General features: G+C 63.4%; 24 protein-coding genes. 16 read left to right on the forward strand and 8 right to left on the reverse strand.

All coding sequences use genetic code 11. The annotated features are described in order from the left end of the window. Positions 1-4: 4 nt before the first annotated feature. The 3 genes from EGJ09_RS12875 to EGJ09_RS12885 form a co-directional block, all read right to left on the reverse strand. The gene (locus EGJ09_RS12875; protein ID WP_125924013.1) at positions 5-757 is read right to left on the reverse strand and encodes an SDR family oxidoreductase; all 753 of its coding nucleotides are present in this window, start codon (positions 755-757) and stop codon (positions 5-7) included. Continuing rightward, positions 754-1,176 carry a nuclear transport factor 2 family protein gene (locus EGJ09_RS12880; RefSeq protein ID WP_046785751.1) on the reverse strand — a complete coding sequence of 141 codons (423 nt, stop codon included), beginning with the start codon at positions 1,174-1,176 and terminating at the stop codon, positions 754-756. The genes EGJ09_RS12875 and EGJ09_RS12880 overlap by 4 nt, the downstream gene beginning before the upstream one ends. A gap of 100 nt (positions 1,177-1,276) precedes the next feature. Continuing rightward, positions 1,277-1,723 carry a PAS domain S-box protein gene (locus EGJ09_RS12885; protein WP_046785752.1) on the reverse strand — a complete coding sequence of 149 codons (447 nt, stop codon included), beginning with the start codon at positions 1,721-1,723 and terminating at the stop codon, positions 1,277-1,279. Positions 1,724-1,819: 96 nt separating this feature from the next. Between EGJ09_RS12885 and EGJ09_RS12890 the strand changes: the two genes are divergently transcribed. After that, positions 1,820-2,767: a MerR family transcriptional regulator gene (locus EGJ09_RS12890; protein WP_125924015.1), complete on the forward strand. Its 948-nt coding sequence runs from the start codon at positions 1,820-1,822 to the stop codon at positions 2,765-2,767. Here EGJ09_RS12890 and EGJ09_RS12895 read toward each other — a convergent pair. Continuing rightward, positions 2,764-3,693, reverse strand: coding sequence for a LysR family transcriptional regulator (locus EGJ09_RS12895; protein WP_115275514.1), 930 nt, complete (start codon positions 3,691-3,693; stop codon positions 2,764-2,766). The two genes, EGJ09_RS12890 and EGJ09_RS12895, sit on opposite strands and share 4 nt — an antisense overlap. Positions 3,694-3,808: 115 nt before the next feature. Here EGJ09_RS12895 and EGJ09_RS12900 point away from each other — a divergent pair, with 115 nt between their 5' ends. The 3 genes from EGJ09_RS12900 to EGJ09_RS12910 all read left to right on the forward strand — a co-directional run bounded on the left by EGJ09_RS12900 (position 3,809) and on the right by EGJ09_RS12910 (position 7,109). Next, positions 3,809-5,053, forward strand: coding sequence for an MFS transporter (locus EGJ09_RS12900; RefSeq protein WP_125924017.1), 1,245 nt, complete (start codon positions 3,809-3,811; stop codon positions 5,051-5,053). A gap of 104 nt (positions 5,054-5,157) precedes the next feature. Further along, entirely contained in the window at positions 5,158-6,333 is a 1,176-nt protein-coding gene (solA, locus tag EGJ09_RS12905; protein WP_125924018.1) for an N-methyl-L-tryptophan oxidase, read from the forward strand. Continuing rightward, a complete protein-coding gene (locus EGJ09_RS12910) occupies positions 6,330-7,109 on the forward strand; it encodes a MetQ/NlpA family ABC transporter substrate-binding protein (protein WP_012315011.1) in 780 nt (259 codons plus the stop codon). The genes solA and EGJ09_RS12910 overlap by 4 nt, the downstream gene beginning before the upstream one ends. A 95-nt stretch (positions 7,110-7,204) precedes the next feature. Here EGJ09_RS12910 and EGJ09_RS12915 read toward each other — a convergent pair whose 3' ends face one another. Then, positions 7,205-8,098 carry a LysR family transcriptional regulator gene (locus EGJ09_RS12915; RefSeq protein ID WP_012315010.1) on the reverse strand — a complete coding sequence of 298 codons (894 nt, stop codon included), beginning with the start codon at positions 8,096-8,098 and terminating at the stop codon, positions 7,205-7,207. Between the two features lie 147 nt (positions 8,099-8,245). Between EGJ09_RS12915 and EGJ09_RS12920 the strand changes: the two genes are divergently transcribed. From EGJ09_RS12920 to EGJ09_RS12950, 7 genes are all read left to right on the forward strand, one after another. Further along, positions 8,246-9,325: a 4-oxalomesaconate tautomerase gene (locus tag EGJ09_RS12920; RefSeq protein WP_125924020.1), complete on the forward strand. Its 1,080-nt coding sequence runs from the start codon at positions 8,246-8,248 to the stop codon at positions 9,323-9,325. A gap of 77 nt (positions 9,326-9,402) precedes the next feature. Next, positions 9,403-10,719, forward strand: a complete 1,317-nt coding sequence (locus tag EGJ09_RS12925; RefSeq protein ID WP_125924022.1) for a dicarboxylate/amino acid:cation symporter — start codon at positions 9,403-9,405, stop codon at positions 10,717-10,719. A 124-nt stretch (positions 10,720-10,843) separates the two neighbouring features. Further along, a complete protein-coding gene (locus tag EGJ09_RS12930) occupies positions 10,844-12,148 on the forward strand; it encodes a CitMHS family transporter (protein WP_012315007.1) in 1,305 nt (434 codons plus the stop codon). A gap of 65 nt (positions 12,149-12,213) precedes the next feature. Further along, on the forward strand, positions 12,214-13,470 hold the full coding sequence (locus EGJ09_RS12935) for an OprD family porin (RefSeq protein WP_125924024.1): 1,257 nt from the start codon (positions 12,214-12,216) through the stop codon (positions 13,468-13,470). A 165-nt stretch (positions 13,471-13,635) separates the two neighbouring features. After that, the gene (locus EGJ09_RS12940; RefSeq protein ID WP_125924026.1) at positions 13,636-15,183 is read left to right on the forward strand and encodes an AMP-binding protein; all 1,548 of its coding nucleotides are present in this window, start codon (positions 13,636-13,638) and stop codon (positions 15,181-15,183) included. Between the two features lie 15 nt (positions 15,184-15,198). Continuing rightward, on the forward strand, positions 15,199-16,362 hold the full coding sequence (locus EGJ09_RS12945; protein ID WP_046785762.1) for an acyl-CoA dehydrogenase family protein: 1,164 nt from the start codon (positions 15,199-15,201) through the stop codon (positions 16,360-16,362). A 105-nt stretch (positions 16,363-16,467) separates the two neighbouring features. Next, entirely contained in the window at positions 16,468-17,742 is a 1,275-nt protein-coding gene (locus EGJ09_RS12950) for an MFS transporter (protein WP_177433158.1), read from the forward strand. Here the strand turns inward: EGJ09_RS12950 and EGJ09_RS12955 are convergent. Next, positions 17,727-18,689: a LysR family transcriptional regulator gene (locus EGJ09_RS12955; RefSeq protein WP_115274421.1), complete on the reverse strand. Its 963-nt coding sequence runs from the start codon at positions 18,687-18,689 to the stop codon at positions 17,727-17,729. The genes EGJ09_RS12950 and EGJ09_RS12955 overlap by 16 nt on opposite strands. A gap of 155 nt (positions 18,690-18,844) precedes the next feature. Here EGJ09_RS12955 and EGJ09_RS12960 point away from each other — a divergent pair, with 155 nt between their 5' ends. From EGJ09_RS12960 to EGJ09_RS12970, 3 genes are read left to right on the forward strand one after another with little or no spacing between them, the layout of a single operon-like run. Further along, positions 18,845-20,191, forward strand: coding sequence for a DUF1329 domain-containing protein (locus EGJ09_RS12960; RefSeq protein WP_125924029.1), 1,347 nt, complete (start codon positions 18,845-18,847; stop codon positions 20,189-20,191). 28 nt (positions 20,192-20,219) lie between these two features. Next, a complete protein-coding gene (locus EGJ09_RS12965) occupies positions 20,220-20,606 on the forward strand; it encodes a YidH family protein (protein ID WP_012314999.1) in 387 nt (128 codons plus the stop codon). Continuing rightward, a complete protein-coding gene (locus tag EGJ09_RS12970) occupies positions 20,599-20,898 on the forward strand; it encodes a DUF202 domain-containing protein (protein ID WP_125924031.1) in 300 nt (99 codons plus the stop codon). The genes EGJ09_RS12965 and EGJ09_RS12970 overlap by 8 nt, the downstream gene beginning before the upstream one ends. 18 nt (positions 20,899-20,916) lie before the next feature. Here the strand turns inward: EGJ09_RS12970 and EGJ09_RS12975 are convergent, their stop codons facing one another. Continuing rightward, positions 20,917-22,875: an alkyl/aryl-sulfatase gene (locus EGJ09_RS12975; RefSeq protein ID WP_125924033.1), complete on the reverse strand. Its 1,959-nt coding sequence runs from the start codon at positions 22,873-22,875 to the stop codon at positions 20,917-20,919. 101 nt (positions 22,876-22,976) lie between these two features. Continuing rightward, positions 22,977-23,876 (reverse strand): LysR family transcriptional regulator, encoded by a 900-nt coding sequence (locus tag EGJ09_RS12980; RefSeq protein WP_012314996.1) that lies wholly within the window; start codon positions 23,874-23,876, stop codon positions 22,977-22,979. Between the two features lie 67 nt (positions 23,877-23,943). Between EGJ09_RS12980 and EGJ09_RS12985 the strand changes: the two genes are divergently transcribed. Continuing rightward, positions 23,944-25,215: a 3-hydroxyacyl-CoA dehydrogenase NAD-binding domain-containing protein gene (locus tag EGJ09_RS12985; RefSeq protein ID WP_371928079.1), complete on the forward strand. Its 1,272-nt coding sequence runs from the start codon at positions 23,944-23,946 to the stop codon at positions 25,213-25,215. Further along, positions 25,212-26,999: an acyl-CoA dehydrogenase C-terminal domain-containing protein gene (locus EGJ09_RS12990; RefSeq protein ID WP_125924036.1), complete on the forward strand. Its 1,788-nt coding sequence runs from the start codon at positions 25,212-25,214 to the stop codon at positions 26,997-26,999. Before EGJ09_RS12985 ends, EGJ09_RS12990 begins: the two co-directional genes overlap by 4 nt. The last annotated feature ends 1 nt before the right edge of the window (position 27,000 follow it).

The raw sequence follows: 27,000 nt of genomic DNA on the forward strand, positions 1-27,000 counted from the left end.
TGTTTCAGTCCTGTTGCTTGCGTGCCAGGCGCTGGCCTAGCTTCAGTCGCCAGCGCACCGGCATTGCGCCCAGCAGGCGCAGTACCAGAGTGAATACGCCGGGGAAGTTGATTTCTAGCGGGCGCTTGGGCAAACGCACGGCAATGTGCCTGGCGGCGCGTTCTGCACTCCAGATCTGGGGCATGGGAAAGTCATTGCGGCGGGTCAATGGCGTATCGACAAAGCCAGGGCTGATTAGCGTGACATCGATGCCCTCGTTGACCAGATCGATGCGCAGCGACTCGATCAGGTAGCGCACGGCCGCTTTGGAGGCACCGTAGGCCCCGGCACGGGGCAGCGCCAGCCAGGACACCGAGCTGCCGATCACCACCAGGTGCGGGCGTTGGCCACGGCGCAGCAAGGGCAGGGCAGCGTGCAGGCAGTGACTGACGCCGATCAGGTTGGTGCGCACCACGCGCTCGACCAGCTCTGGGTCGAAATGACCCGGCTCCAGGTATTCACAGGTGCCTGCATTGAGAATCACCAGGTCGAGCGCGCCCCAGTTGCGTTCGATGTGCGCGGCAACATCAGCGACCTGCCGAGGGTCACTGATATCGCCGATGGCCAGCAACGTCTGCTGGGGAAACTGCGCGGTCAGCGGCGCCAGGTTTTCGGCCTGCCGGCCACCCAGCGCAACCTGATGCCCCTGTTCAAGCAGCTGTTGCGCCAGCGCGGCGCCGATGCCGCTGCTGGCACCGGTCAGCCAGCAGCGGCTCATGCCAGCCGCCCCTTGAGCCAACGCACAGCGCTGCCTACTACTGGCACATGCTCGTAAAGCAGTGCACCGGCGTCGAAGTAGTCTTGATGAAAGTGCACGCGTTCGTGCCAGCGAAGGTGGCTGCAACCCTGCAGGCTGATCAGGCGCCCGTTGGCCAGGCGTGGGTGGCGAAAATGCAGGGTCCAGCGAATGTAACCGTGGCCCGGTTGGACCTCGTCGGTACCCTCGAAGGCGTAACGCACCTCCTGGGTGTTGGCGTAGAGCTCAGCGAAGTAGGCACGCAGGTCGCTCAGCCCGTCGATCTTGTGCAGTGGGTCGCGGAAGGTGACATCCTCGCTGTACAAGTCACCCAGGCGGTCGAGGTTGTCCGCATCGAGGCTGGCAAAGCGTTCGGCGAAGGTTTGCAGGTAGCTGGACATGCGCGGCCCTGTACAAAAATGGTTTCTTGTACAGGTATAGTCGATCCCGCTGCATAAAGCTATACAGGGTCATAATTTTGTACAGTTTTGCGCGGGGGTGTCAGCTGTCCCTGTCATCCAGTTGTCGCCGCAATTGGGCGACCTCCGCTTCCAGCTCTCGTACTCTCTCCTCGGCGAACACCTGGGCCGTGACATCACGCTGTATGCCAATGTAATACGTCAATTGATCGGCCTCGTTTCGTATCGGCGAAATCGACAGTTCATTCCAGAACAGGCTGCCGTCCTTGCGGTAATTGCGCAGCACCTGGCAGCACGGGCGCCCGTCCAGGATGGCCTGGCGAATGGCATCCAGCGCTTCCTGGTCATGGTCCTGGCCCTGCAGGAAGCGGCAATCCTGATAGAGGATGTCATCGGCCGCGTAGCCGGTCAGGCGCTCGAAGGCGGGGTTGACGTAGATGAGGATGCTGTCGTTTCCTTCCTGCTCGGCAATGACGATGCCGTCGTTGGACGCCTCGACCATCAATTGCAGGAGTTTTGCGTCGATCATGGGGCCTCCTCGAAGTGGTTGCGTATGCTTATGCGCAGCTTAGCCTGCATGCAGCTATAGGTTTAGTATGTGTAACCGTCCTGATGACCCGCCGCAATGAACGAAGCGACCTTCACCGACCTGTTGCCAATGCGTGACGTTGTCAGCCTGACCGGGGTCAACCCGGTGACCTTGCGTGCCTGGGAGCGTCGTCATGGCCTGATCCGCCCGCAGCGCACCGAGGGCGGCCATCGCCTGTACACCGCACAGGATGTCCAGCACATCCGCGACATACTGCGCTGGACCGCCAGTGGCCTGCCGATCGGCAAAGTCAGCGAAATGCTGGCCAGACGGCGAGACGCATACGAGCAAACGGTTGAACCGGCTGCTGATGGCTTTGCCGCGTGGCGTGCTGCCGTGCTACGTGCAACCCAGACGTTCGATGGCCAGGCCCTCGAGGGTATTCACGGGCAGCTGTTCACCCTGTTCCCCAAAACCACGGTGTTGCTCGACGTACTGATGCCTGTGTGGCGCACATTACAGTCGGGCAGCTCTTACGGCCAGCGTAGCCAGTGGCTGTTTCTCGATGCCTTTCTGCGCGCCCGGTTGCTGTTGCGCCTGCAGTTGAACCAGGCCAACGCCCCGCGCGTGCTGTTGGCCGGTACCGGGGGCAGTGCTGAGCTTGAACTGCTGTGCCACGGCTTGCTGCTGAGCGGTGAGCAGCAGCGTATCGACGTGCTGAGCAGCGAACAACCACTTGAGGAGTTGCCACTGCTGTGTGCAGCCATTGCGCCTGCCGCGCTGGTGGTTCTGGTGCAGCCCCCAGTGAGCAGTGGCCTGGCAGATCGTCTGCGCGCCTTGCAGATGGATATCGCCTGCCCATTGGCGCTGCTGGGTGATGGCCTGGCCGAGTCGGCCACTGCACTAAAGGGAATTCCGCTGAGGCTGTTGGAGGGGCGGGGTGGCGAGGCAGGCGCGATGCTCAATGCCTTGCTCAGGGGGGCGCTGGAGCTCTCGACCACCCAGCCTGCAGAAGGGGAGCAAAGCGCTGAGCAACCCCTCTAGCCGGCTTTGGCTGCTGCTTGCTGGCTCAGCCTGGCGCAGATCACATCGACCAATGCGGCTACTTTAGGAAGCGACTGCCGGCTTTTCAGCCATGCAACGTTGATAGGCAGGCCGATGGTGCTCAGCTCAGGCAGGATCTGGACCAGCGTGCCAGCGTCAAGATGTTCCTGCACCAGCCAGGAGGGCAATTGGGCCACCCCCAGCCCGGCCAGCACCATGGCAAGCTGGCCTTCTGCGTTGCCGATTGCAATACGGCCCGAGACCACGCGCTGCTCGCTGTCACTGGCATGAGCGCCCGGGAAGTGCAGCGGATACACACCGCCGTCGGTCCTGCCGTAAAGCACGCACCCGTGCTCATGAAGGTCCCGCTCCGTTTCAGGCACTCCCCGTCGTTGCAGATAACCCGGTGCTGCGCAAAAGATGTGCTGCTGGATGCCAATCAGCCGCCGTTCTACACCCTGGGGCCAGGTCTGCGGCCCGCCAATGCGCACCAGGATGTCGATGTCATGCTCGATGGGATCGACGAAGCGGTCCGTGAGCGTGATGTGTGGCATCAGCAGTTCATGCTCGGCAATGAACTCGATGAGCAGCGGTAGTACCCGCAGTTTGCCGTATGACGCCGGCAGGTCAATGCGCACCCGGCCGCAGGGCTCGGTCTGGGCACTGTGCATTTGCATTTCGGCCTCTTCCAGGCTGGCCAGGATCTGCTTGCAGGTCTGGTAGTAATTGGCCCCCGTATCGGTCAGTGCCAGGCGCCGTGTGGTGCGTGCGAAGAGCTTCATGTTCAGGCGCTGCTCCAGCCGCGCCACGCTTTTGCTGACTGCGGAAGTGGTCAGGCTCATGCGTTCGGCCGCAGCAGTGAAGCTTCCGGCCTCTGCCACGCAAATGAAAACCGCAATGCCCTTCAAGCGTTGTTCACTGAGCAATGGCGCCTCCCACTGTTGAATAAATTTCTTAAGTATCCTTGCTTAAATACCCAAGATGATAATTTTATTCCAGTATAACCTCCTGCTCCATTTTCCTGTTCTGGAGTATTCGCTCATGCATGCCAACCCTGCGTCCCTGTCGGGGGCAGCAGATGCCCGTGCAGGCACCAGCATTCTGATCCTCACGATGGCGGCGTTCGCGGTGCTGACCACCGAATTCATCATTCTCGGCATCTTGCCCGGGCTCGCCCGGGATCTGGGCATTACCGTGCCCAAAGCGGGTCAGTTGGTCACCGTGTTCGCCTTTACCGTGATGCTTGTCGGGCCGTTTCTCACCGCTGCGATATCCCACTGGGATCGCAAAAAGGTGTTTCTCGGGGTTCTGCTGATCTTCGCCGCATCCAATGCGCTGTCGGCGGTCGCTACTGACTTCTGGACCATGGCATTGTCGCGCATCCTGGCTGCTGCCACGCTTCCCGTGTTCTGGGGCACCGCCAGTGAATCGGCAGCCCAGTTGGCGGGTAAAGGCAATGAAGGCAAGGCGGTCGCCCGGGTCTATCTGGGCATCACGGCGGCGTTCGTGTTCGGCATTCCCTTGGGCACACTGGCAGCCGATGCGCTCGGCTGGCGGGGCACGTTCTGGTTGATCTCGGGCCTTTGCCTGGTCATTGCGCTGCTGATGTGGGTATTCCTGCCACAGTTGCCAGAGGCCCCCAAAAGGGCGGGCGGCGAACGCCAGACGGTCATCCTGCGGGATCCGAAGTTCGTCTTCCACGTCGCGCTCTCGGTGGTGGTGTTTACTGCCATGTTCAGCGCATACACCTACCTGGCTGACCTGCTCGAGCGCCTTGCCCATGTGCCCAGCGCGCAGGTCGGCTGGTGGCTGATGGGCTTCGGTGCGGTGGGCATGATTGGCAACGCCATCGGCGGGCGGCTGGTCGACCGCAGCCCGCTTGGCGCGACCATCGTGTTGTTGACGGTGCTGGGCGCCGGCATGGCGGGTGCACCGCCCGCGGTCGATACGCTGTGGCTGCTGGTAGTGGCCCTGGCCGCGTGGGGTATTGCGTATACCGCGTTGTTCCCTGTTTGCCAGGTGCGCGTGATGATCGCAGGCGCCAAAGCGCAGGCCCTCGCCGGCACGCTGAACGTCTCTGCGGCGAACGCGGGCATCGGGTTGGGCGCCGTGATCGGCGGCGTTACCATTGAGCAGTTGGGTCTGGCTGCGCTGGGCTGGGTGGGTGCGCTGATTGCAGTGCTGGCGGTGGGCTTGTCACTGCTGTTGTGGATGGCAAGCGATCGGTCCGGTAATGCTGCTAAACGCGCTCGCGCAACGGCACCCGCGCCAGTGAAAGAAAGCTGAGGTTGAACACGGTCTACTCAAGGGCATATCGATATACCCTTTAATTCTTTGTTTACTGAGCCCGCCTGCTTTCAACTAACGCCTTTTTGAGCGAGCGATAGTCAGTGGAGCACTGCGAAGTAGTCGTCATCGGGCTTGGTGCCATGGGGGCCGCCACCGTTTATCAATTGGCCAAGGCGGGCGTGGATGTGGTGGGGGTCGATCGCTACCACCCACCGCATACCCTTGGCTCGAGCCACGGTGATACGCGCATTACCCGGCTTTCCGTTGGCGAGGGTGCCCAGTATGTGCCCATCGTGAAGAGGGCCCAGCAAATCTGGCGTGAACTTGAGGCGCTGTCCGGCGAATCGCTGTTCGAGCAGTCCGGTTTGCTGGCACTGACCTCCAGTCCCGACTTCGATCCGGACGATAAAAGCGATTTCACCCTGCGCACCATAGGCCTGGCCCAAGCCTACGGAATCGAGCACGAAGTGCTTGGCGCTGCACAGATCCGTCAGCGCTTCCCGCAATTTGCCAACGTGCGCGACGATGCGATCGGCTACTTCGAGCCCGGTGGCGGCTTCGTGCGCCCCGAACGGTGCATCGACGCGCAGTTGCGCCTGGCAGTGCAACACGGGGCAACGCTGCACACAGGTGAAACGGTTACTCAGATCAGCTCGGATGAAAGCGGCGTCACGGTCTGCACCAACCTGCGTACGTTAAAGGCCCGCAAACTGGTGTTCAGTGCCGGCAACTGGGCGGGTGGTTTGTTGGGCGAGCCGTTCGACCGTTTGCTGCGTGTCTACCGGCAGAAGCTGTTCTGGTTCGAGCTCGAAGCCCAGGCGGGCCTTGGGGGTGCATCGCCAACGTTCATCCTGACCCATGGGCGCGGGGACGACAAAATCAATTACGGTTTCCCTGCGCTGCCGGGTGAGGGCAGCCTGAAAATCGCCACGGCCCAATACCACACGGCATCGCTGCCCGACCTGCTGGACCGGACCGTGAGCGCGGCAGAAGAGCGCGAGATGTACGAGTTGCAAGTACAAGGCCGTATCGCCGGGGTGACCGACAAGGTCGTCAAGTCTGCCGTTTGTGCCTACACCGTCACTGCAGATCGCCACTTCATTATCGACGAACACCCTGCGCTGAAGCACACCTTGGTGGTGTCAGCGTGCTCTGGCCATGGTTTCAAACACTCCGCCGCCTTGGGCGAGGCATTCGCCCAGTGGTGCATCCGGGGCTCGACCGACCTCGATCTTTCATCGTTTACCCTCCAACGATTCCAAGGAAAACTCTCGTGAAGCGCATTGCACTTTCGCTGGCTCTGCTGGCTGCCACGCTCGGTACTGCACAGGCTGAAACGCTCAAGATCGCTGTGGTGCCTGTGCCTCACGCCGAGATTCTGGAATTCCTCAAACCTGAGCTGGCCAAGCAGGGGGTCGAGCTGGATATCAAGGTCTTCACCGACTATATCCAGCCTGACCGCCAGGTAGACGAGGGCCGGCTGGATGCCAACTACTTCCAGAGCAAGCCCTACTACGAGGCGTACAAGAAAGACCGGCCCAATAGCGACCAGGTCCCGGTTGTTGCTGTACACATCGAACCGTTCGGGGCCTACTCAAGCAAGGTCAAATCTGTGGCCGAGTTGCAGGACGGCGCCATCGTTGCAATTCCCAACGACCCCACCAACTCCGGGCGCGCACTGCTACTGATTGCCAAGCAGGGGCTGATCACGCTCAAGGACCCTGGCAATATCATGGCGACCGCCGCTGACATCACCAGCAATCCGAAGCATCTGAAGTTCAAGGAACTTGAAGCCGCCATGCTGCCGCGCGTCCTTGGTCAGGTGGACCTGGCGCTGATCAATGCCAACTACGCGCTGGAGGCCAAGCTTGAGCCGCACAAGGATGCGTTGTTCATCGAAAGCTCGGAATCGCCGTACGCCAACTACCTGTATGTACGCAGGGACAAGGCTAGCGACCCGGCTGTACAGAAGCTTGGGGCATTGTTGAATTCGCCTCAGGTGAAGCAGTTCATCCTGGATCGCTACCACGGCGATGTTGTGCCGGCGTTCTGATTTTTGGCCTTTGGGGATTGCTGTGGCGTCCACCTCCCGATATCCCGCCCCCGGACAATCCGTTAAAAACCTGACTCTTGAGTAACCCCAACCGATCAACGGTTCGGCCACTTCTCCAGCAAAATGGAAACAAACTTCTCAGCCGCTGGTGAAAGCGAGGCCCCACGTCGATACACCAGCCCGAGCGTGCGTGTCACCTCGGGCTCCATCAGCGGAATGCTCACCAGCGTTGGATGGTCGGCAGCCGGCATGGCCAGGCTTGGCATGGCCGACACCCCCAGCCCTGCTTCGACCATGCCCAACGAGGTGGAAAGGTGCTGCACCTCATAGAACCACTTCGGCCGCCAGCTAAGCCCGGACAGCGCATGGTCCAGCAACATACGGTTGCCACTGAGGCGGCCGACGCCGATGAGCCGGTAATCGGCAAGCTCTGTCCAGGTGACCGACGCGCGGTCGGCCAGTTCGTGATCGCGCCGGCAGGCCAGCACGAAACGCTCCTGCACCAGCGACACGAACTCGATATCCGGATGCTGGCCGCTCATCATGTTGATGCCGAAATCGGCTTCGCCGCGCAGCACCGCCTCCAGCCCCTCGTTGGCACTGAGGTCCAGCAGCCGAATACGGATTTTCGGGTACTGCTCGTTGTAGTCACGAATCACCGAGGGCAGGAAGTAGAACGCGGCGGTGGGGATGCAGGCCAGGGTCACCTGGCCGGTCTGGCGCTCTGCAAGTTCGCGAATGCTCAGGATCGAATCTTCAAAATCATCCAGCAGGCGCCTGGCCTTGGGCAGAAAATCGCGGCCGACGGTGGTCAGGCTCACGCGACGGGTGGTTCGCTCGAGCAGGGGTGTTCCCAGACCCTCTTCGAGCTTTTTTATCCGCCGGCTCAACGCAGGTTGCGAGAGGTGCAGCACCTCAGCCGCCTCGTGAAAGCTGCCAAGTTCGGCGATTTTCACGAAAGATCTTATGTCTTGCAGCTCATATTCCATGATGTGTTCCTAAGGGAATTCACCGCTTTATTGTTTTGTTAAACGCAACAATGGCTACGATATTTGCATTGGATCGATTTATCAATCTTTGTCACTCTTGTGTCCAGAACATCAATTTCCCCAATTGATCAACAAGAGTCAGTAGTCATGCAACGAATTCCTTGTGTGCTCATGCGCGGCGGTACCTCCAAAGGCCCGTTCTTTCATGCGTGGGATCTGCCAGCCAATGTGGTCGAGCGCGACGAGCTGCTGATCAACCTGATGGGCTCCGGTCACGAGCTTGAGATCGACGGCATCGGCGGTGGCAGCCCGCAGACGAGCAAGGTAGCCATCATCAGCCCTTCGCTGCATGCCGACGCCGACGTCGACTACCTGTTCGTGCAAGTGATGGTTGCCCAGCGCCGCGTCGATACTGCCCCCAACTGCGGCAACATGCTGTGTGCCGTCGGCCCTTTCGCCATCGAGCAAGGGCTGGTCAAGGGCAATGACGGCAAGACCCTGGTGCGTATCCGCAACCTCAACACCAACACTTTCGTCAATTCGCTGGTGGAGACACCCGGCGGCATCGTGCGCTACGAAGGGCGTACGGCGATCGACGGCGTGCCGGGCACTGCCGCCCCGGTTCACCTGACCTTCCTCGATGCCGTGGGTAGCAAGACCGGCAAGCTGTTCCCGACGGGGCAGGCCAAGGATGTGCTCGACGGTATTCCCGTGACCTGCATCGACATGGCCATGCCCATGATGATCGTCGATGCCGCGCAACTGGGCGTAACGGGGTCGGAAACCCCAGCGCAACTGGATGCCAACGCGGCCCTGCTGCAGCGCCTGGAAGCCCTGCGCCTGAAAGCGGGCAAGGCCATGGGCCTGGGCGACGTCAGCGGCATGGTGATACCAAAGCCCGTGCTGATTTCTGCACCACGCTATGACGGTACGCTGCAGGTCCGGTATTTCATGCCGCACAACTGCCACCGGGCGCTGGCCATCACAGGGTCCATCGGGCTGGCAACTGCCTGCGTCAGCCCAGGCACTGTCGTGATGGACATGCTCGGTGATGCTGCCGAAGCACTCACCCAAGTACGCCTGGAACATCCCAGCGGCGGTATCGATGTCGCGCTTTCGCGCGGCGGCCCTGATGGCCAGACCATTCAGGCCTCGGTGGTACGCACTGCCCGCAGGCTGTTCTCCGGTTTTGTATACGCCCCTGGTTTTCAGCGTATGGCCGGTTGAAACCTGGCCTAGCGGCAAACCGTGGTAACCCAGGCAACAAAGCGCATCCGCACAATTTCAACAATGGGTGATGCCTCATGAAGATCGCAAAATCACTGTACTTCCAGATTCTCTGCGCCGTCGTGCTGGGCGTAGTGGTCGGGCATTTCTGGGCGCAACAGGCCGTTGCGCTCAAACCGCTGGGCGATGCCTTCATCAAGCTGATCAAGATGATGATCGCGCCTGTCGTGTTCTGCACCATCGTCACCGGGATTGCCGGCATGACCGACAAGCGTTCGCTGGGGCGCTTGATGAGCAAGACCTTGCTCCTGTTCCTGGGGTTGACCGTTGTCAGCCTGATCATCGGCCTTGCGGCGGTCTACCTCTTTCGGCCCGGCGAGGGCATGAACATCGACCCCGCCACCCTCAGCACCGAGGGGCTCAGCCAGTATGCGGCGTCGGCGGCGAAACTGAGCGTGGTCGACTTTTTCATGCACATCATTCCCGATACCTTCATCGGCGCATTCAACAAAGGCGAAGTGCTGCCGGTGCTGTTCATCGCGGTACTCAGCGGTTTTGCCCTGTCCTCAATGGGTGAGAAGGGCAAGCCAGTGCTGGATGTGCTCGAATCCGCGTCGGCCATGGTGTTTCGCATTTTTGGCTACCTGATGCGCTTCGCGCCGATCGGTGCGTTCGGTGCCCTGGCCTTTACCGTAGGCCAGTACGGCATCAGCTCGCTTGGCGCCCTGGCGAAGCTGGTAGGCACCTTGTACATCGCCTGCGCCTTCTTCGTCATCGTCGTGCTCGGTGGCATCTGCCGTGCGCATGGCTTCAGCCTGTGGAAACTGCTGCGTTATTTCCGTGAGGAGTTTCTGGTGGTGCTCGGTACTTCTTCTACCGAGCCGGTGTTGCCGCGCATGCTGGAGAAGCTGGAAAAACTGGGCTGCAAAAAAGGGGTGGTGGGGCTGGTGCTGCCCACCGGTTACTCCTTCAACCTGGACGGCACGGCGATCTACCTGTCACTGGCGGCCATCTTCATCGCCCAGGCGTGCAACATCGACCTGACCTTGGGGCAGACCATCACCATGCTCGCCATCATGCTGCTGTCTTCCAAGGGCGCTGCCGGTGTGACCGGGAGTGGCTTCGTAGCCCTGGCCTCGACCCTGACCGTCATCCACGACATCCCGTTGGCAGGCTTGGCGCTGCTGATCGGCGTCGATCGTTTCATGTCCGAGGCGCGCGCCCTGACCAGCCTGGCCAGCAATGCAGTTGCCACCGTAGTGGTCTCGCTTTCGGAAAATGCCTGTGAGCGGGATACCTTGATGCGCACCCTGAACGGAGAGCGTGAGCCGCTCGCCGGGCAGGCCGCGCCAACAGCGCCCAGTTGGCCTGCAGAGCCCCGTCATCACGGCTGATCATCACCCGTAACACCCTTCGTTGACTTGAACCCCGCTCAGCATCACTGTGATGCCGAGTGGGGCAGGGGGCCGCCTGCGCGCCAGATGGCCACGCCTAGAATAAAAACAAGAGAACCCAATCATGCTCGCATTGCTTGGCCTGATCATGGTGGTGACCTTCACCTACCTCATCATGAGCAAACGCCTGTCGCCGATCGTTGCGCTCACCGTAGTCCCCATCGTGTTCGCCGTGATCGGCGGGTTTGCGCCGACAACCGGCAAGATGATGCTCGACGGCCTGAAGATGGTTGCCCCGTCGGCTGCACTGCTGTTGTTCGCCATTCTGTTCTTTGGCCTGATGATCGACGCAGGGCTGTTCGATCCGCTGATCCGCAAGATTCTCAAACGCGTCAATGGCGACCCGATCAAGATCGCCATCGGCACTGCACTGCTTTCGCTGCTGGTGGCGCTCGATGGTGATGGCACTACCACCTACATGATCACCTGTGCGGCCATGTTGCCGCTGTACAAGCGCATCGGCATGAACCCGATGATCCTGGCAACGGTGGCGATGCTTTCGCTGAGCATCATGAGTGGCCTGAGCCCATGGGGCGGGCCGGCGACACGGGCCATCGCCGCGCTGGGGCTCGATGCGACCGAGTACTTCATCCCGATGTTGCCGACCATGATCGGTGGGGCTGCCTGGGTAGTCTTCACCGCGTTCCTGCTGGGCCGTGCCGAACGCAAACGCATCGGCAACATCAAGCTCGAATCCGGTGGCGGCAATTGCTACATCAAGGCGATCCTCGAGGACACGCCGCACAAGCGTCCGCGGCTTGCCTACGTCAACCTGCTGCTGGTGGTGGCGGTGATGATCGCGCTGGTCCTGGGCGTGATGCACGCAGCGATCCTGTTCATGATCGGTTTCGTCGCTGCCTTGATGATCAACTACCCGCAACTCGAGGTGCAGAAAGAGCGCATCCTGGCCCACTCCGGCAACGCCATGACGGTCGTGCTGCTGGTGTTTGCCGCAGGGATTTTCGCCGGCATCTTCTCCGGCACGAAGATGGTCGATGCGCTGGCGCAGACACTGGTGGACTGGATTCCGCAGTCCTGGGGCCACTGGTTCCCGTTGGTGGTGGCGATCACCAGCATGCCGCTGACGTTCGTCCTGTCCAATGATGCCTACTACTTTGGCGTAGTCCCTATCCTGGCCAACGCGGCTGCCGCCTACGGCATCGACCCGGTCGAGATCGCCCGCGCTTCGGTGCTCGGCCAGCCGGTGCACCTGATGAGCCCTCTGGTGGCCTCGACCCTGTTGCTGGTGGGCATGGTCGACCGCGATATCGGCGACTTTCAGAAGGCCACCGTCAAATGGGCGGTGCTCACCTCGCTGGTGATCACCGCGCTGGCCCTGCTCACCGGTGCCTTGTCCTTCTTCGTCTGATTGGCCCTGGGCGCCGCCTGGCGCCCGCTTTCTACTCATTCAAAAACAACAACAGAGTACCGAACATGTCCCCAACTGCTCTGCGTGCGGCGGCCGCCTGTGGCCTGCTCTGCGGCTGCCTGCCTGTTGCCGGCGCTGCCGGTTTTGTCGATGACGGCAAGCTCAAACTGCAACTGCGCAACGTTTATTTCAACGAGAATTTCCGCGACGAGCAGGGTATGAGCACCCGCGCCGCCGCCACCGCCAAAAGCGAGCGAACCGAGTGGGCGCAAGGCTTCCTGCTCGACTATCAGTCGGGCTTTACCCAAGGCACGCTGGGCCTGGGGCTCGATGCGATGGGGCTCTTGGGGGTCAGGCTGGACTCCGGCCGTGGCCGCAGCGGTACGGGCCTGTTGCCGGTGCATGACGACGGTCGCGCCGCCCAAGAGTTCGCCAGTGCTGGGGTAACGGCCAAGGCCCGCCTGGGTAGTACGGTGGTCAAGCACGGTACCTTGCTGCCCAAGACCCCCGTACTGGTCTACAACGATGCCCGAGTACTGCCGCAGACCTACCAGGGTACGCAGCTGACGAGCACCGATATCGATGGGCTGACGCTCACTGCCGGGCATCTGGACCGGTTCAAGCAACGCGACTCGTCCAACAGTACCGGCTTGTACCTGGACGGTTATGGCGGCGCCGAGTCTGGCGACTTCAGCTTCGCCGGCGCCGACTACGCGTTCAGCAAGCACTTGCGCTTGAGCTACTTCCACGGTCAGCTCGAGCATTTCTACCGCCAGGACTTTGCCGGCCTGGTACATGACCTTGCGCTGGCCGGCGGGGTGCTGACCACCGACCTGCGGTATTTCACCAGCCGTGACAGCGGCGCGGCGTACGGCGGCAGCATCGACAACGACATGTTCAGCGCACAGGTGTCCTACGCCCATTCAGGGCACACCTTCGGCGCCGGGTATCAGGTGCTGGACGGTGAAGCCGGCCTGCCGTACATCAGTGGTGCCACGGTGTATTCGTTCAGCAACGTTGGCATCGGCAAGTTCATCGAGGAAGAAGAAAAGACCTGGATGGCAAGCTATGCCTACAACTTTGCCGCCGCAGGCGTGCCTGGGCTGACCTTCATGACACGCTACCTGAGCGGCGACAACGGCCGCTCCGGGGCGCAGGGGTTGAGTGAATGGGAGCGTGACGCCGAGCTTGCGTATGTGGTGCAGGGCGGGGCACTCAAAGGGCTGGGGGTACGGCTGCGCAACTATGTCTACAGGTCTGACTATTCCCGCGGAAGGGACAGCAATCGCCTCTACCTGACCTATGACATTGCCATCTGGTGAAACTGGCCTGTAAACGCCAGTGCCTGGGGCAATGCGCCAACGGTTTCAGGCGTTTGTCCGATGCCAGCCAAATTCGTTATGGCCGGCATCGGAAACTGGTATTACATTCGCCCGCGCCTGGCTGTTTAGCATCGTCGATGTCTTCCTGTCGACGAGAACAACAACGTGAACCTTGGAAAGATCATTACCCGCAGTGCCAGCTACTGGCCGGACCACACTGCCGTGGCGGACAGCCAGACGCGCCTGACCTATGCCCAGCTGGAACGGCGCAGCAACCGCCTTGCCTCGGGGCTGGGTGCACTGGGCGTTGCCAGCGGTGAACATGTGGCGATCCTGGCTGCCAACCGCGTGGAACTGGTAGAGGCAGAGGTGGCGCTGTACAAGGCGGCGATGGTCAAGGTGCCGATCAACGCGCGGTTGTCGCTGGATGAAGTGGTACGGGTGCTGGAAGACTCCTGCAGCGTTGCGCTGATCACCGATGCCACCTTCGCTCAGGCGCTGGCTGAACGACGCGCGGCCTTGCCGATGTTGCGCCAGGTGATCGCGCTGGAAGGCGAGGGCGGTGACCTGGGTTATGCCGCGCTGCTTGAGCGCGGCAGCGAGGCACCGTGTAGCCTGGACCCTGCCGACGACGCCTTGGCAGTGCTGCATTACACCTCCGGCAGCTCCGGTGTACTCAAGGCGGCCATGTTGTCGTTTGGCAACCGCAAGGCGCTGGTCCGCAAGAGCATCGCCAGCCCCACGCGGCGTTCAGGCCCTGACGATGTGATGGCCCATGTGGGGCCGATCACCCATGCCAGCGGCATGCAGATCATGCCGCTGCTGGCGGTGGGCGCCTGCAACCTGCTGCTCGACCGCTACGACGATCGCCTGTTGCTGGAGGCCATCGAACGTGAGCGGGTGACGCGGCTGTTCCTGGTACCGGCCATGATCAACCGGCTGGTCAATTACCCCGACGTCGAGCGCTTCGACCTGTCCAGCCTCAAACTGGTCATGTATGGCGCCGCGCCCATGGCCCCGGCCCTGGTGAAAAAGGCCATCGAACTGTTCGGGCCGATTCTCGTGCAAGGTTATGGTGCCGGCGAAACCTGTTCGCTGGTCACGGTACTGACCGAGCAGGACCACCTGATCGAAGACGGCAACTACCAGCGCCTGGCCTCTTGCGGGCGCTGCTATTTCGAAACCGACCTGCGGGTGGTGAACGAGGCATTCGAGGATGTGGCACCGGGCGAGATCGGCGAAATCGTGGTCAAGGGGCCGGACATCATGCAGGGCTACTGGCGCGCGCCGGCGCTCACCGCCGAAGTCATGCGCGACGGCTACTACCTGACCGGCGACCTGGCCACGGTCGATGCGCAGGGTTACGTGTTCATCGTCGATCGCAAGAAGGAAATGATCATTTCCGGGGGCTTCAACGTGTACCCCAGCGAAGTGGAGCAGGTGATCTACGGCTTCCCTGAAGTGTTCGAGGTGGCAGTGGTCGGCGTGCCTGACGAGCAGTGGGGTGAAGCGGTGCGCGCTGTGGTGGTGCTCAAGCCCGGCGCACAGCTTGACGCCGCCGAGCTCATCGAGCGCTGCGGCCGCGCACTGGCCGGTTTCAAGAAGCCGCGCGGCGTGGATTTTGTCACCGAACTGCCGAAAAACCCCAATGGCAAGGTGGTCCGCCGCCTGGTCCGGGAAGCCTACTGGCAACACAGCGATCGTCGTATCTGATCAGGGAGCATGACCATGTATCAACCGAGTGCAAAAGCTGCGCAGATCATCGAAGCCATCGAAGGGTTCGTCCGCGACCAGGTTCGCCCGCTGGAGCAGGAGATGCAGCTGGACTGGGCGCGCCCACACCCTCAGGCGGTCTTGCGGCAAGTATGGAAACGCTCCAGCGAGCAGGGCCTTTACACCCTCATGCTGCCTGAGGCCATGGGTGGTGCAGGTTTGAGCGTGGCTGACCTGTGCGCCGTGAAGGAAGCCACGGTACTGACCGGCTCGATGCTGGCCCCGCATGTATTGGGTGAGCTGTCCGGGCCGCCGCGGGTGGGCCACCTGCTCAAAGTGGCCAGCCCCTATCAGGTGGAGCATTTCCTGCAGCCGGTGTGCCGCGCCGAGAAAGCCGTGTGCTTCGCCCTGACCGAGGCCGAGGCAGGTTCGGACGCCACTGCCATCCGCACCCAGGCGCGCCGCGACGGTGATCACTACGTGCTGAGCGGCAGCAAACGCTACATCTCTGGTGCCACTTACGCCGACCTGGCGGTGTTGCTGGCCGTGACCGGGCCCGGGCAGGGCGCGCAGGGCATTTCGGCGTTCTTCGTCGACCTCAAGGCGCCGGGCGTGCGTGTCGAAAGCGACTATGCGGTGATGTCCGGTGGTGGGGCTCATGGCGACATCGTGCTGGATGAGGTGCGCGTGCCAGCGGCCAACCTGATTGGCGAGGAGGGCCAAGGGTTCAAGCTGGCCATGGGGCGCATTACCCTCAACCGGCTGCTGCATTGCCCGACCTTGCTGGGCATGGCCGGCCTGGCCCTGAACCTGTCGATCGAGCATGCCCGTAGCCGCAAGCAGTTCGGCCAGCCGATCGCCATGTTCCAGGCGGTCAACCATATGATCGCCGACATGGCCACCGAGCTGCATGCAGCACGCAGTATGGTCTACGCCACGGCGCAGGTGAACGATGCCGGCGGCGATATCCGTACCCAGGCGCCGATGTGCAAGCTGTTCGTCTCCGAGGCCGCATTCCGCATTGCCGACAAGGCCGTGCAGGTGCATGGCGGTGCCGGGTTGATGCAGGGCCACCCGGTGGAATGGATTTTCCGTGCCACCCGAATGATGCGCATCCTGACCGGTACCAGTGAAATTCAGCGCAACACCATCGCCAAAGGCGTGCTGATGCCCGCGTGACCCTCGGGCCGCCACTGCGGCGGCCTTTTGTTACATTCCACAACAATAACAAGAGTAATCGCCATGACTGTGGATGCTTCCCTGCCCAACCCCCGTACGGCCTGGATGGTGGCCGTACTGCTGGCCCTGCTGATGCTGGTCAATTTTCTCGACAAGGTGGTGATCGGCCTGGTCGCGGTGCCGATGAGCGCCGAACTGGGCCTGACGGCGACTGAGTTCGGGCTGATTGGCGGCGCTTTGCACTGGTTTTTCGCCCTGTCCGCCGTGGTCGGAGGCTTCATGGCCAACCGGCGCCCCACTCGCACACTGCTATTGGGCATGGGCCTGTTCTGGGCGGTGATCCAGTTGCCGATGCTGTTCGCCACTTCGCTGTGGGCCATCGTTGCCTGCCGCGTGCTGCTGGGCATCGGTGAGGGGCCGGCATCGCCGGTCGCCACCCATGCGCTGTACAAGTGGTTCCCCAATGACCGTCGCAACCTGCCTGTGGCGCTGCTGCATGCCGGTAGCGCCATGGGGCTGCTGGTGGCTGGCGCGATGATCCCCTGGGTCAGCCTGCACTACGGCTGGCGCACCAACTTCATCATCCTTTCGCTGATCGGCCTGGTGTGGTGCCTGTTGTGGTGGCGGCTGGGGCAGGAGGGCACCCTTGAGCGCCTGCGCGCCAGCCAGCTCAAGAGCGATGAGCCGGCCATACCGTATCGCAAGCTGCTGAGTGACCCCAGCGTGATGGGCAACTACCTCTGCCACTTCGCCGCCAACTGGTCGCTGGCCCTGACGCTGACCTGGGTGCCCAGTTATCTGCAGGTCGGCCTGGGCATCGACCCGCTGCAGACGGGGCGGATCTTCGTGATGTTCGTGGTGGTGACCACGCCGTTGAGCCTGTTGATGGCCTGGTTGTCACAACGCCTGATGCGCCGTGGCGTATCGTCGCGCGTGGCGCGCGGCGTATTCGTCTCGCTGTGCCTGATACTTGCCGGGCTGCTGTCTGCGTCGCTGGTGTTGCCAGGCCTGAGCACCGCCGTGCGGGTTGGCGCACTGACTTTAAGTGGCGGGCTGGCACTGGTCATGTACTCCGTGGGGCCGGCCATGCTCGCCGAGTTCACCCCGACGGCCCAGCGGGGCGGGGTGCTTGCTATCGGTAACGGTATCGCTTCGCTGGCCGGCCTGGCTGCGCCAGTGATAACCGGGGTGCTGGTGCAAGGCGCAGGCGCCGAGCACCCTGCAGGGTATGCCCAGGGCTTTCTGGTCTGTGGCGCCGTACTGGTCGTGGCCGGGCTGGCGGGCCTGGTGACCTTGAACCCGCAGCGCACCCTGAAGCGCCTGGGTGAACCGGTTGCGGTCGAGCATGGCGTGCCGGCGCGCTCTCAGACAGCCAGCTGAACCCCGGGCACCGATCCGAGCGGCGCGTCATCGCCGCCGATCAGCTCACCCCGCCAACGGCCGCCGAGTACCAGTTCGATCAGCAGCCCGCGCACCAGGTCGTGCAAGCAGCCTGCGGCAAACGACAGGGGCTTGTGCCGTGAGTGCGCCAGGGCAATGGTGCGGCTGATGCGTGGCTCGACGATGAGCCGTGCCTGCGTAGGTTCCAGCAGCTCGCACAGCGGCGGCCAGTTGCTGATGGTCGCCGCTAGCCCTGCGCGCACCAGGCTGGCGATGCCGGGTGCCGACTGCTGCTCGTAGGCGGCCGCCAACGGCACACCGGCTTCCATGGCCGCCTGTTCGATGCGCCGGCGCAGGTGCAGTGCCTTTGGTGGCAGCACCAGCCGCGTGGCGGCGGCTTCAGCCAGGGTAATGGTGTCGGCGGCGCCGGCTGCTGAAGGGCCGACCCAGTACAGCGCCTCGGTAAAGATCGCCTCGGCTTCGACATGTTCAAGCTCCTCGGCGTTGGGCACCACGCCGAAGTCAACCTTGCCCAGTTCGATGGCCTGGCCACCGTTGCGGCTCAGGCCATCCCACACGGTCAAGGTCACACCGGGGAAGCGCTGTTCGGCACGCTTGAGGATTTCCGGCAGCAGCAGGTCTGCGGCAGTGGCCGGAATGGAAATGGCAACGTGCCCCTTGGGGTCACCGCGGCTTGATTTGAGCTCGTCCTTCACCGAATCGAGTTTCTGCACCACCTGGCGGGCCACCTCGTAAAGCTGCCGCCCGGCGTCGGTCAGAACGATGCCGTCGTGCTGGCGGTCGAGCAACTGCATTTCCAGTTCACTCTCCAGCAGGCCGATCTGCCTGCTCAGCGCCGGCTGGGCGATGTAGGCGCGACGCGCGGCCGAGGAGAAACTGCCGGCTTCGACGATTGCGATCAGGTAGCGGAGCTGTTTGAGGGTCATCGCAGCGGTTCCAAGGGTATGCCGAACTGATATGGCACGTATCCGAACACGTTATTTGTGGGGTTCGAAGCGTGGCTCCTAGTATCACCCGGAAAGGGCGTGCCAAGGCAAGCCCGCCCGGCCAGGTCAGCCAACAACAACAAGAGGCCAAACCCATGAAACCTGTCGCCCTGCTGCGAAGCATTCTGTTCGTCAATGCCAGCCTGCTGGCCCTTCACCTTGGCGCCACGCCACTCACGCCACTGCCCCCGCAGCTGACACCCGTGGGTGCCGAGCGGGCAGCCAGCAGTGATGGCCGCATACCGGCCTGGAGCGGGGGGCTGCAACCGGGGCAGGTCTCGCTGGCGGTCAACGGCACGCCACTGGACCCCTACGCCGATGAGCAGCCGCTGTACACCATCACTGCGCAGAACTACCCGCACTATCGCGAGCAGCTCACGGCAGGCCAGGTGGCGCTGTTCGAGCGTTACCCCAGCTCTTTTCGCCTGCCGGTCTACCCGTCGCACCGCAGTGTCGCGGTGCCCGCTCGGGTGAGCGAGTGGGCCAGGCACAACGCCGCCAGCGCCCATCTGGTCAATGACGGCAACGGCGTGCAGGGTTTTGCCGGGGTACTGGCGTTTCCGCTGCCACGCAATGGCCTGCAGGTACTGTGGAACCACCTGACGCGGCCACGCAACGGCAGTTACAGCTTGGCGTCGGACAGCATCACCCCGCGTCGTGATGGTCGCTTCGTCATGTTCAGCGCGCAGCAAACCTTCGCCCGGCCCGATGTGCTGCCCGGCGGCCAGGCAAGCAACGTACTGTATTACCTGAGCTACCGCATGACCGCGCCATCGCGCCTGGCAGGTGATGCCTTGGTGTTGCACGAAACCCTCGACCAGGTCGCCCAGCCGCGCCTGTCGTGGTTGTACAGCAGCAGCCAGCGGCGCGTCAGGCGCGCGCCTGCAGTGGCCTATGACAACATCAGCCCGGGCACTGCCGGGCTGCGCACCGCCGACAGCCGCGACATGTTCAACGGTGCCCCCGACCTTTACCACTGGACCCTGGTCGGCAAGAAAACCCTGCACGTACCCTACAACAGTTATCGCCTGGCTTCGCCACAGCTCAGCTACACCGCGCTGATCGGCCAAGGCCACGTCAACCCGCAGCCAACACGCTACGAATTGCACCGGGTATGGGAGCTGGTCGGTACCCTCAAGCCTGGGGCCGAGCATATCTATGCCAGCCGCCGCTATTACCTGGACGAGGACAGCTGGGCCATCGTCGAGGCAGACTTCTTCGACCACCAAGGGCGGCTGTGGCGCACGGCCCAGGCGCACAGTTACTACCACGTCACCGGGCAGGCACTGGTCAACGCCATGGAGGTGATCTACGACCTGCGCAGCGGGCGTTACCAACTGTCGGGCCTGACCAACGAGCAACCCAAGCCGTTCACCTTCGATCTGCGCACCAGCGCTTCGTACTTCTCACCTGGGGCGCTGCGCAGCCAAGGGCTGCGTTGAGCACCCAGGGCCACACACAGGACAGCCGATGAGTTCCGATCACCATTACAGCGCCTGGGAGCGCTGGTTGCTGGGGCCTGGCAAGCCACCTGACCCGCGCTTCACCCTGGCCAATGAACGCACCTTTCTGGCATGGCTACGCACCGCCCTGGCACTGCTGGGTGGTGCCATTGCCCTTGAAACCTTTGCCGCGCATGCCTGGCCACAGTCCGGGCGCCTGGCCATGGAGTTCGCGTTGCTGCTGGCGAGCCTGCTGGTAAGCCTGGGGGCTGGGTGGCGCTGGCTGGTGGTGGAGCGCGCACTGCGTCGCGATGCGCCATTGCCGCTGCCACGGCTGGTACCGCTGCTGAGCGTGGCTTGCGCGCTGGCCTGCGCGGCACTGGTGCCGCTGTTATGGGGGCGTTGGCATGGCTGACGGCACTGTCGACACCGGTTTGCAGGCCGAGCGTACGGTGTTGGCCTGGCGACGAACACAGTTGTCTTTACTGGTGCTGGCTTGCCTGGCCTGGCGCGGCGGCATGGAGGCTGTGGCCGGCGCGGCACTGTGTTTGGCGCTGCTGGGCAGGGTACGCGAACGCGCCATCTACCGCCGCGGCCTGGCCATGTTGCGCAGCGAGCGCGGCTGGGCCGCGGCGCGCACCGTACCGCTGACTGCGTTACTGGTGGCCGGGTTGGTGCTAGGGGTGTGGTTGCGCCGCACTCCTTAGCGCGGCGCTGTTGGGTGCTCAGGGCGTGACGATATTGAAGCGCCCGTCAGGCTCATCCAGCCCAGCCATGAAGCGCATGAACTTCATGCGCTCACCGCTGATGTCGATTCCTCCCGCTTTGGCTTCCTTGAGAAAACCGGTCTGCTTCAGTGCGATGCGGTCCAGGGTGGCCTTGCTCATGTTGATCTGCACATCCGCTTTGGCGTGTTGCGCGTGATCGCGGTGGGTGAGCACGCCGTTGCGCAGGGTAAGGGCGTAGGTTTCGTTCAGGTCGGTGAAGCGCCAGTTGATGGTCAGGTCCTGCTCTGCCGCCTTGGCTGCATCGACGCGCACACCCAGGTAGTCGAAGAACAGCGTCGGGGTCAGTGCGCGTACCAGGTCGTCGGCGCTGCCGCCTTTGCTGGCACCGGCCGCTACGCCGTTACGCAGTTCCTGCGCACCGGTCAGGTAAGCGTTGCGCCAGGTGGCGTTCTCGCTCTGGTAGCCCAGTTGCTCCAGGGCATCGGCTTGCAGGTCACGTGCAGCGCTGTTATCGGATTGGGCGAACACCAGGTGCCGGGTGAGCTCCGCCACCCAGCGGTAGTCGCCCTTGCCGTACGCCTCGCGCGCCAGTGTCAGCACCCGCTCGCTGCCGCCCAGCGCCGCCACATAGCGCTGGCCTGCCTCGCTTGGCGGCAAGGGGTTTAGGGTCGCCGGGTTGCCGTCGTAGAAGCCCATGTAGCGCTGATACACCGCCCGCACGTTGTGGCTGAGCGAGCCGTAGTAGTCGCGGCTGTACCATTTGCTGGCCAGCCGGGGTGGCAGCGAGGTCAGTTCGGCCGCAATCTCGGTAGGGGTCAGGCCGCGGTTGAGCAGGCGCAGCGTCTGGCTGTCGAGGAAGGCGTACATGTCACGCTGGTCGGCCAGGTACTCACGGATCGCCGCGCCGCCCCAGGTTGGCCAATGGTGCTGGGCGAACACCACCTCGGCCTGATCGCCGTAGCGCAGCAGCGACTGGTCCAGGTAGTGCGCCCAGACCTTGGCATCGCGCACCTGTGCGCCACGCAGGGTCAGTATGTTGTGCTGCACATGGGAGGCGTTTTCGGCCATGCACAGGGCTTTGAACGCAGGGAACCACAGGTTCATCTCGGCGGGTGCTTCAGTGCCGGGCGTGAGCTGGAACTCGATATCGACGCCATCGATACGCAGGGTTTCGAACGGTTTTTCGATCAGCCGAGTCGGGGCGATAAGGCTGACTGTGGCATTGGCCGGCACACCCTTGCCCAGCCCCGCGTCAACCTGGCCGCGTGGCCCGCGTGGCAGCAGCGCACCATACATGTACTGCGCCCGGCGCTTCATCGCCGGCCCGGCCAGTACGTTCTCGCTGATGGCATGTTCGAAGAAACCTTGAGGGGCAATGACCTGGACCTTGCCGGCCTTTACGTCGGCCTCGTCGACCACCCCGCGCACGCCGCCGAAATGATCGACGTGTGGGTGGGTGTAGATCACCGCCACAACCGGGCGTTGCGGGCGATGCCTGAAGTACATGGCCAGCCCGGCCCGGGCGGTCTCGACCGACAGCAGCGGGTCCATCACGATCAGCCCGTGCTCGCCTTCGATCAGGGTCATGTTGGCCAGGTCCAGGCCGCGTACCTGGTAGATGCGGTCGGTGACCTTGAACAACCCGGCGATGGTATTGAGTTGGGCAATGCGCCACAGGCTCGGGTTGACCGTTGCCGGCGCCTCGCCCTTGAGGAAGGCGTAGCGCTGCAGGTCCCAGACCGGTTTGCCATCGGCATTGAGCACAGCCTGGTCGACGCTTTCCAGCAGGCCGCGGCGGGCGTTGTCGAAGTCAGCCCGGTCGTCGAAAGGCAGGCGCTGCAGCCATTGCTGGTTGCTTTGGCGCGTCAGGTCGGTGGCATCGTTGGCCGGCGCCTGGGCAAGCACCGCGGAGGGCAGGGCGAGGGCCAGCAGGGTGGGCAGGTAGCGTAGGCGCATGGGGTGGTCCTTGTTGTTATGGGGGCAACCACTCTAAGGACAGAGGTTGCCGGCAAACCAATACCACTCTTGCATGGGTGGCCATACCTGAATGCGATGGCTCAGCCGCCGCGTATGTCCATGATGCGCGCTACCAGCCAGGCCAGTGCCGGGTCGTGCTGACGGTGGGCAAGGTACACCAGTTCCAGCTCGAAGGGCTCCAGGGCGAAAGGCAGGTCAAAGACCTGCAAGGGCAGTAGCTGGGCGAAATGGCGGGCCAGTGCGGTGGGCAAGACCACGCACAGGTCGGAGCTGGCGGCCAGGTGCGCGGCCTGCAGGTAATTGGGCGTGGTGTAGGCAATGCGCCGCGCCAGGCCCTGTTCGGCCAGCCACTGGTCGACCATGCCCCGGGTCTGGCCGCCGTGCACCCATAAGTGACGCAAGCCCAGGAAGGCTTGCAGATCGAGCGCGCCATCGACCTCTGGGTGCCCCTGGCGCACCGCCACGTGCAGGGTTTCGCTGCGCCAGTGGCGGCGCTCGTAGCGCGCCGGCACATCGTCGAAGCGCCCCAGCACCAGGTCGAGTTCACCACGGTCGAGGGCATCGGCCGGCAGGTTGGGTGCCAGGTGCAGCACATCCACGCGCAAGTGCGGCGCCTGGGTTTGCAGGGTGGCGAGCAACCTGGGCATGCACAATTGTTCGGCGAAGTCGGTCAGGGCAATGCGCAGTTGCCTGTGGCTGCGGCCCGGGTCGAAGCTGTCGCCGGCGCCGAGCGTCTGCTCGATCTGTTGCAGCGCCGCGCGAATCGGCCCTTCCAGGGCCAGGGCGCGGGGGGTGGGGCGCATGCGTCTGCCGACCCGCACCAGCAGCGGATCACCGAGCACGTCGCGCAGGCGCGCCAAGGCGTTGCTCACTGTAGGCTGGGTCAGGGCCAGACGCTCGGCAGCGCGTGACACGTTCTGTTCACGCAGCAGCATGTCCAGCACGCGCAGCAAGTTGAGATCGAAGTTGGATATATTCATGTGAAAAATACATGGGATGGAAAATTAGAATTTCAAAAATAGTAGGCGCCTGACTAGGGTGAGGGCAATGCCTTCACCTACCGAATCAGGAGTGTCACGCGTGAGTACTTCCTACAACGTTCAGCAGACGGCCGTGATCGGGGCCGGGACCATGGGCCGCGGCATCGTCATCAGCCTGGCCCGTGCCGGGCTGCCTGTGCTGTGGCTGGACAACGACCCCAGCGCCACCGAGGCAGGCCTTGCCATGCTCGCGCAGACTTGGGCGCAGCAGGTCGGCAAAGGCCGTATCGACCAGGCCCAGGCCGATGCCTGCCTGGCGCGGGTGCGGCAGGTAACGGCCTACACCGAGCTGGCCGAGGCCGACCTGGTGATTGAAGCGGTGTACGAAAACCTGGCGCTCAAGCAAGAGATCTTCCGCACCCTGGACAGCACGCTCAAGCCTGCAGCGATCCTGGCCAGCAATACCTCGGCGCTGGACATCGATGCCATCGCCGCCGTCACCGGGCGGCCTGAACAGGTGTTGGGGCTGCACTTTTTCAGCCCGGCGCATGTGATGAAGCTGCTGGAGGTGGTGCGCGGGCAGCTTACCGCGCCCGCAGTGCTGGACGCGGCTGTGGCGCTGGGCCAGCGCATGGGTAAGGAGGTGGTGGTGGCAGGCAACTGCCCCGGTTTCATCGGCAACCGCATGCTGCGTACCTATGTCGCCGAGGCCCGGCAGTTGCTGCTCGAGGGCGCCACACCGCGGCAGGTGGACGAGGCGCTTCAGGGGTTCGGCTTTGCCATGGGCCCGTTCCGCATGTATGACGTGGTCGGCATCGACCTGGAGTGGCGCGCACGTCAACTGGCCGGGGAGGGGATGGATGCCCCGTTGGTCCAGGTCGACAATGCCTTGTGCGCGCTCGGCCGTTTCGGGCAGAAGGTTGGCCAGGGCTATTACCGTTACGCACCCGGCAGCCGCGAAGCCTTGCATGACCCCGAGGTCGATGCCTTGGTGCTCAAGATCGCTCAGGACCTGGGTGTGCGTCGGCGCGCGATCGATGACGAGGAGATCCGTGAGCGCTGCCTGCTGGCGCTGGTCAATGAAGGGGCGAAGATTCTTGAGCAGGGCATAGCCAGTGGTAGCCAGGACATCGACCGGGTCTACTTGCATGGGTATGGCTTCCCGGCAGAGACCGGCGGGCCGATGTGCTGGGCCGATCGACAAGGGCTGGGGGTACTGCTGGCCAGGCTGGAGCGGCTGCAGGGCCTGTTTGGCGAGCACTGGCGACCTGCTGGCCTGCTGATGCGCCTGGTCGCGGCCGGCAAACAGCTGGCTGACGTGAGCGAGGGCCGCGCATGAACTACCGAGCCCCCCTGCGTGACATGCAGTTCGTCCTGCATGAAGTCTTCGATGTGACGCAACATTGCGCCCGCCTGGGCAACGGCCTGGACCGTGAAACCATCGATGGCATCCTTGAACAAGGCGCCCGCTTTGCCAGCGAGGTGGTGGCCCCGCTCAATCGCCAGGGCGACGAGCAGGGCTGCCGCCTGGAGCAAGGGCAGGTGCTGACCCCCGAAGGCTTCCGCCAGGCCTACCGGCTGTATGTCGAGCAGGGCTGGGGCGGCATGACCGGCCCGGCCGAGCACGATGGCCAGGGCCTGCCGCAGATGGTTGCAGCCTGCTTTCACGAAATGCTGATGAGCGCCTCGCTGGCGTTTCGTATCTATTCGGGCCTCACCGAGGGTGCTGTGCTTGCCCTGCACCGGCATGGCAGCCCGGCGCTCAAGCGCGACTACCTGGGCAAGCTGGTCAGCGGCGAGTGGGCCGGCACCATGTGCCTGACCGAGCCGCAGGCTGGCACCGACCTGGCGCTGCTGCGTACCCGTGCCGAGCCGCAAGGCGATGGCAGCTATCGCATCAGTGGCAGCAAGATCTTCATCAGCGGCGGCGACCAGGACCTGACCGACAACATCATCCACCTGGTGCTGGCCCGCCTGCCCGATGCGCCGGCCGGAGTGCGCGGCATCAGCCTGTTCCTGGTGCCCAAGTTCGAGTGCGCGGCTGACGGTGGACCGGGCGTGCCCAACGCGCTGGGCTGCGGTGCCCTCGAGCACAAGATGGGCATCAAGGGGGCTGCCACCTGCGTGATGAACTTCGACGGCGCCCGCGGCTGGCTGGTGGGTGAGGCCAACCAGGGCCTGGCCTGCATGTTCACCATGATGAACGATGCGCGCTTTCAGGTGGGGCTGCAGGGGCTGGGCATTGCCGAAGCCGCGTTCCAGGGCGGCCTGACCTATGCCCGCGAGCGCTTGCAGTCGCGCAGCCTGGCCGGCCCGGTGGCGCCCGAGCGCAGCGCCGACCCGATCATCTGCCACCCTGACGTGCGGCGCATGCTGCTCACCCAGAAGACCCTCAGCGAGGGCTGCCGGATGCTGGCGGCCTACGCTGCCCAGGCGCTCGACCTGGAGCAGGGTGCGGCGCAGCCTGAAGTGCAGGCCGCCGCCGGGCGTCGGGCGGCGCTGCTGATTCCGGTGGTCAAGGCCTTCCTCACCGATGTCGGCCAGGAGGTCGCCAGCCTAGGCGTGCAGCTGTATGGCGGCCATGGCTACATTCGCGAGTGGGGCATGGAGCAGTTGATGCGCGACAGCCGGATCACCCAGCTGTATGAGGGTACCAATGGCATCCAGGCCTTGGACCTTGTGCGCCGCAAGGTACTGGCCGACGGCGGCGAGCAGCTGCGCCTGTTGATCGATGAACTGCTGGAGGCGGCGCACGAGTGCCGCGCAGATGACCTGACAGGGATGGCCGAGGCAGTGACCCTGCGCTTGCAGGAGTGGCGCAACCTGAGCGCCGAGGTGCTCGACGCATGCCGCTGCGACCCCCAGGAAATTGGAGCGGTGTCGGTCGATTTTCTTGCCTATTCAGGCTATGTGCTGCTGGCTGCGTTGTGGCTGCGGGCGGCCGAGCGGGCCAGTGCGGCACTGGCCGCCGGCAGCGGCGACAGCGCGTTCTACCAGGCCAAGTTGCACGCAGCGGACTTTTACTGGCGGCGCATCCTGCCGCGCGCAAGTGCCCACTGTGAGGCGTTGCGTGGCGGCGCCCCGTGCCTGATGAGCCTGGATGAAGCGCACTTCGCCTTCTGAT

Source organism: Pseudomonas sp. p106 (genome assembly GCF_003936645.1).
Lineage (GTDB): Bacteria > Pseudomonadota > Gammaproteobacteria > Pseudomonadales > Pseudomonadaceae > Aquipseudomonas > Aquipseudomonas putida_E.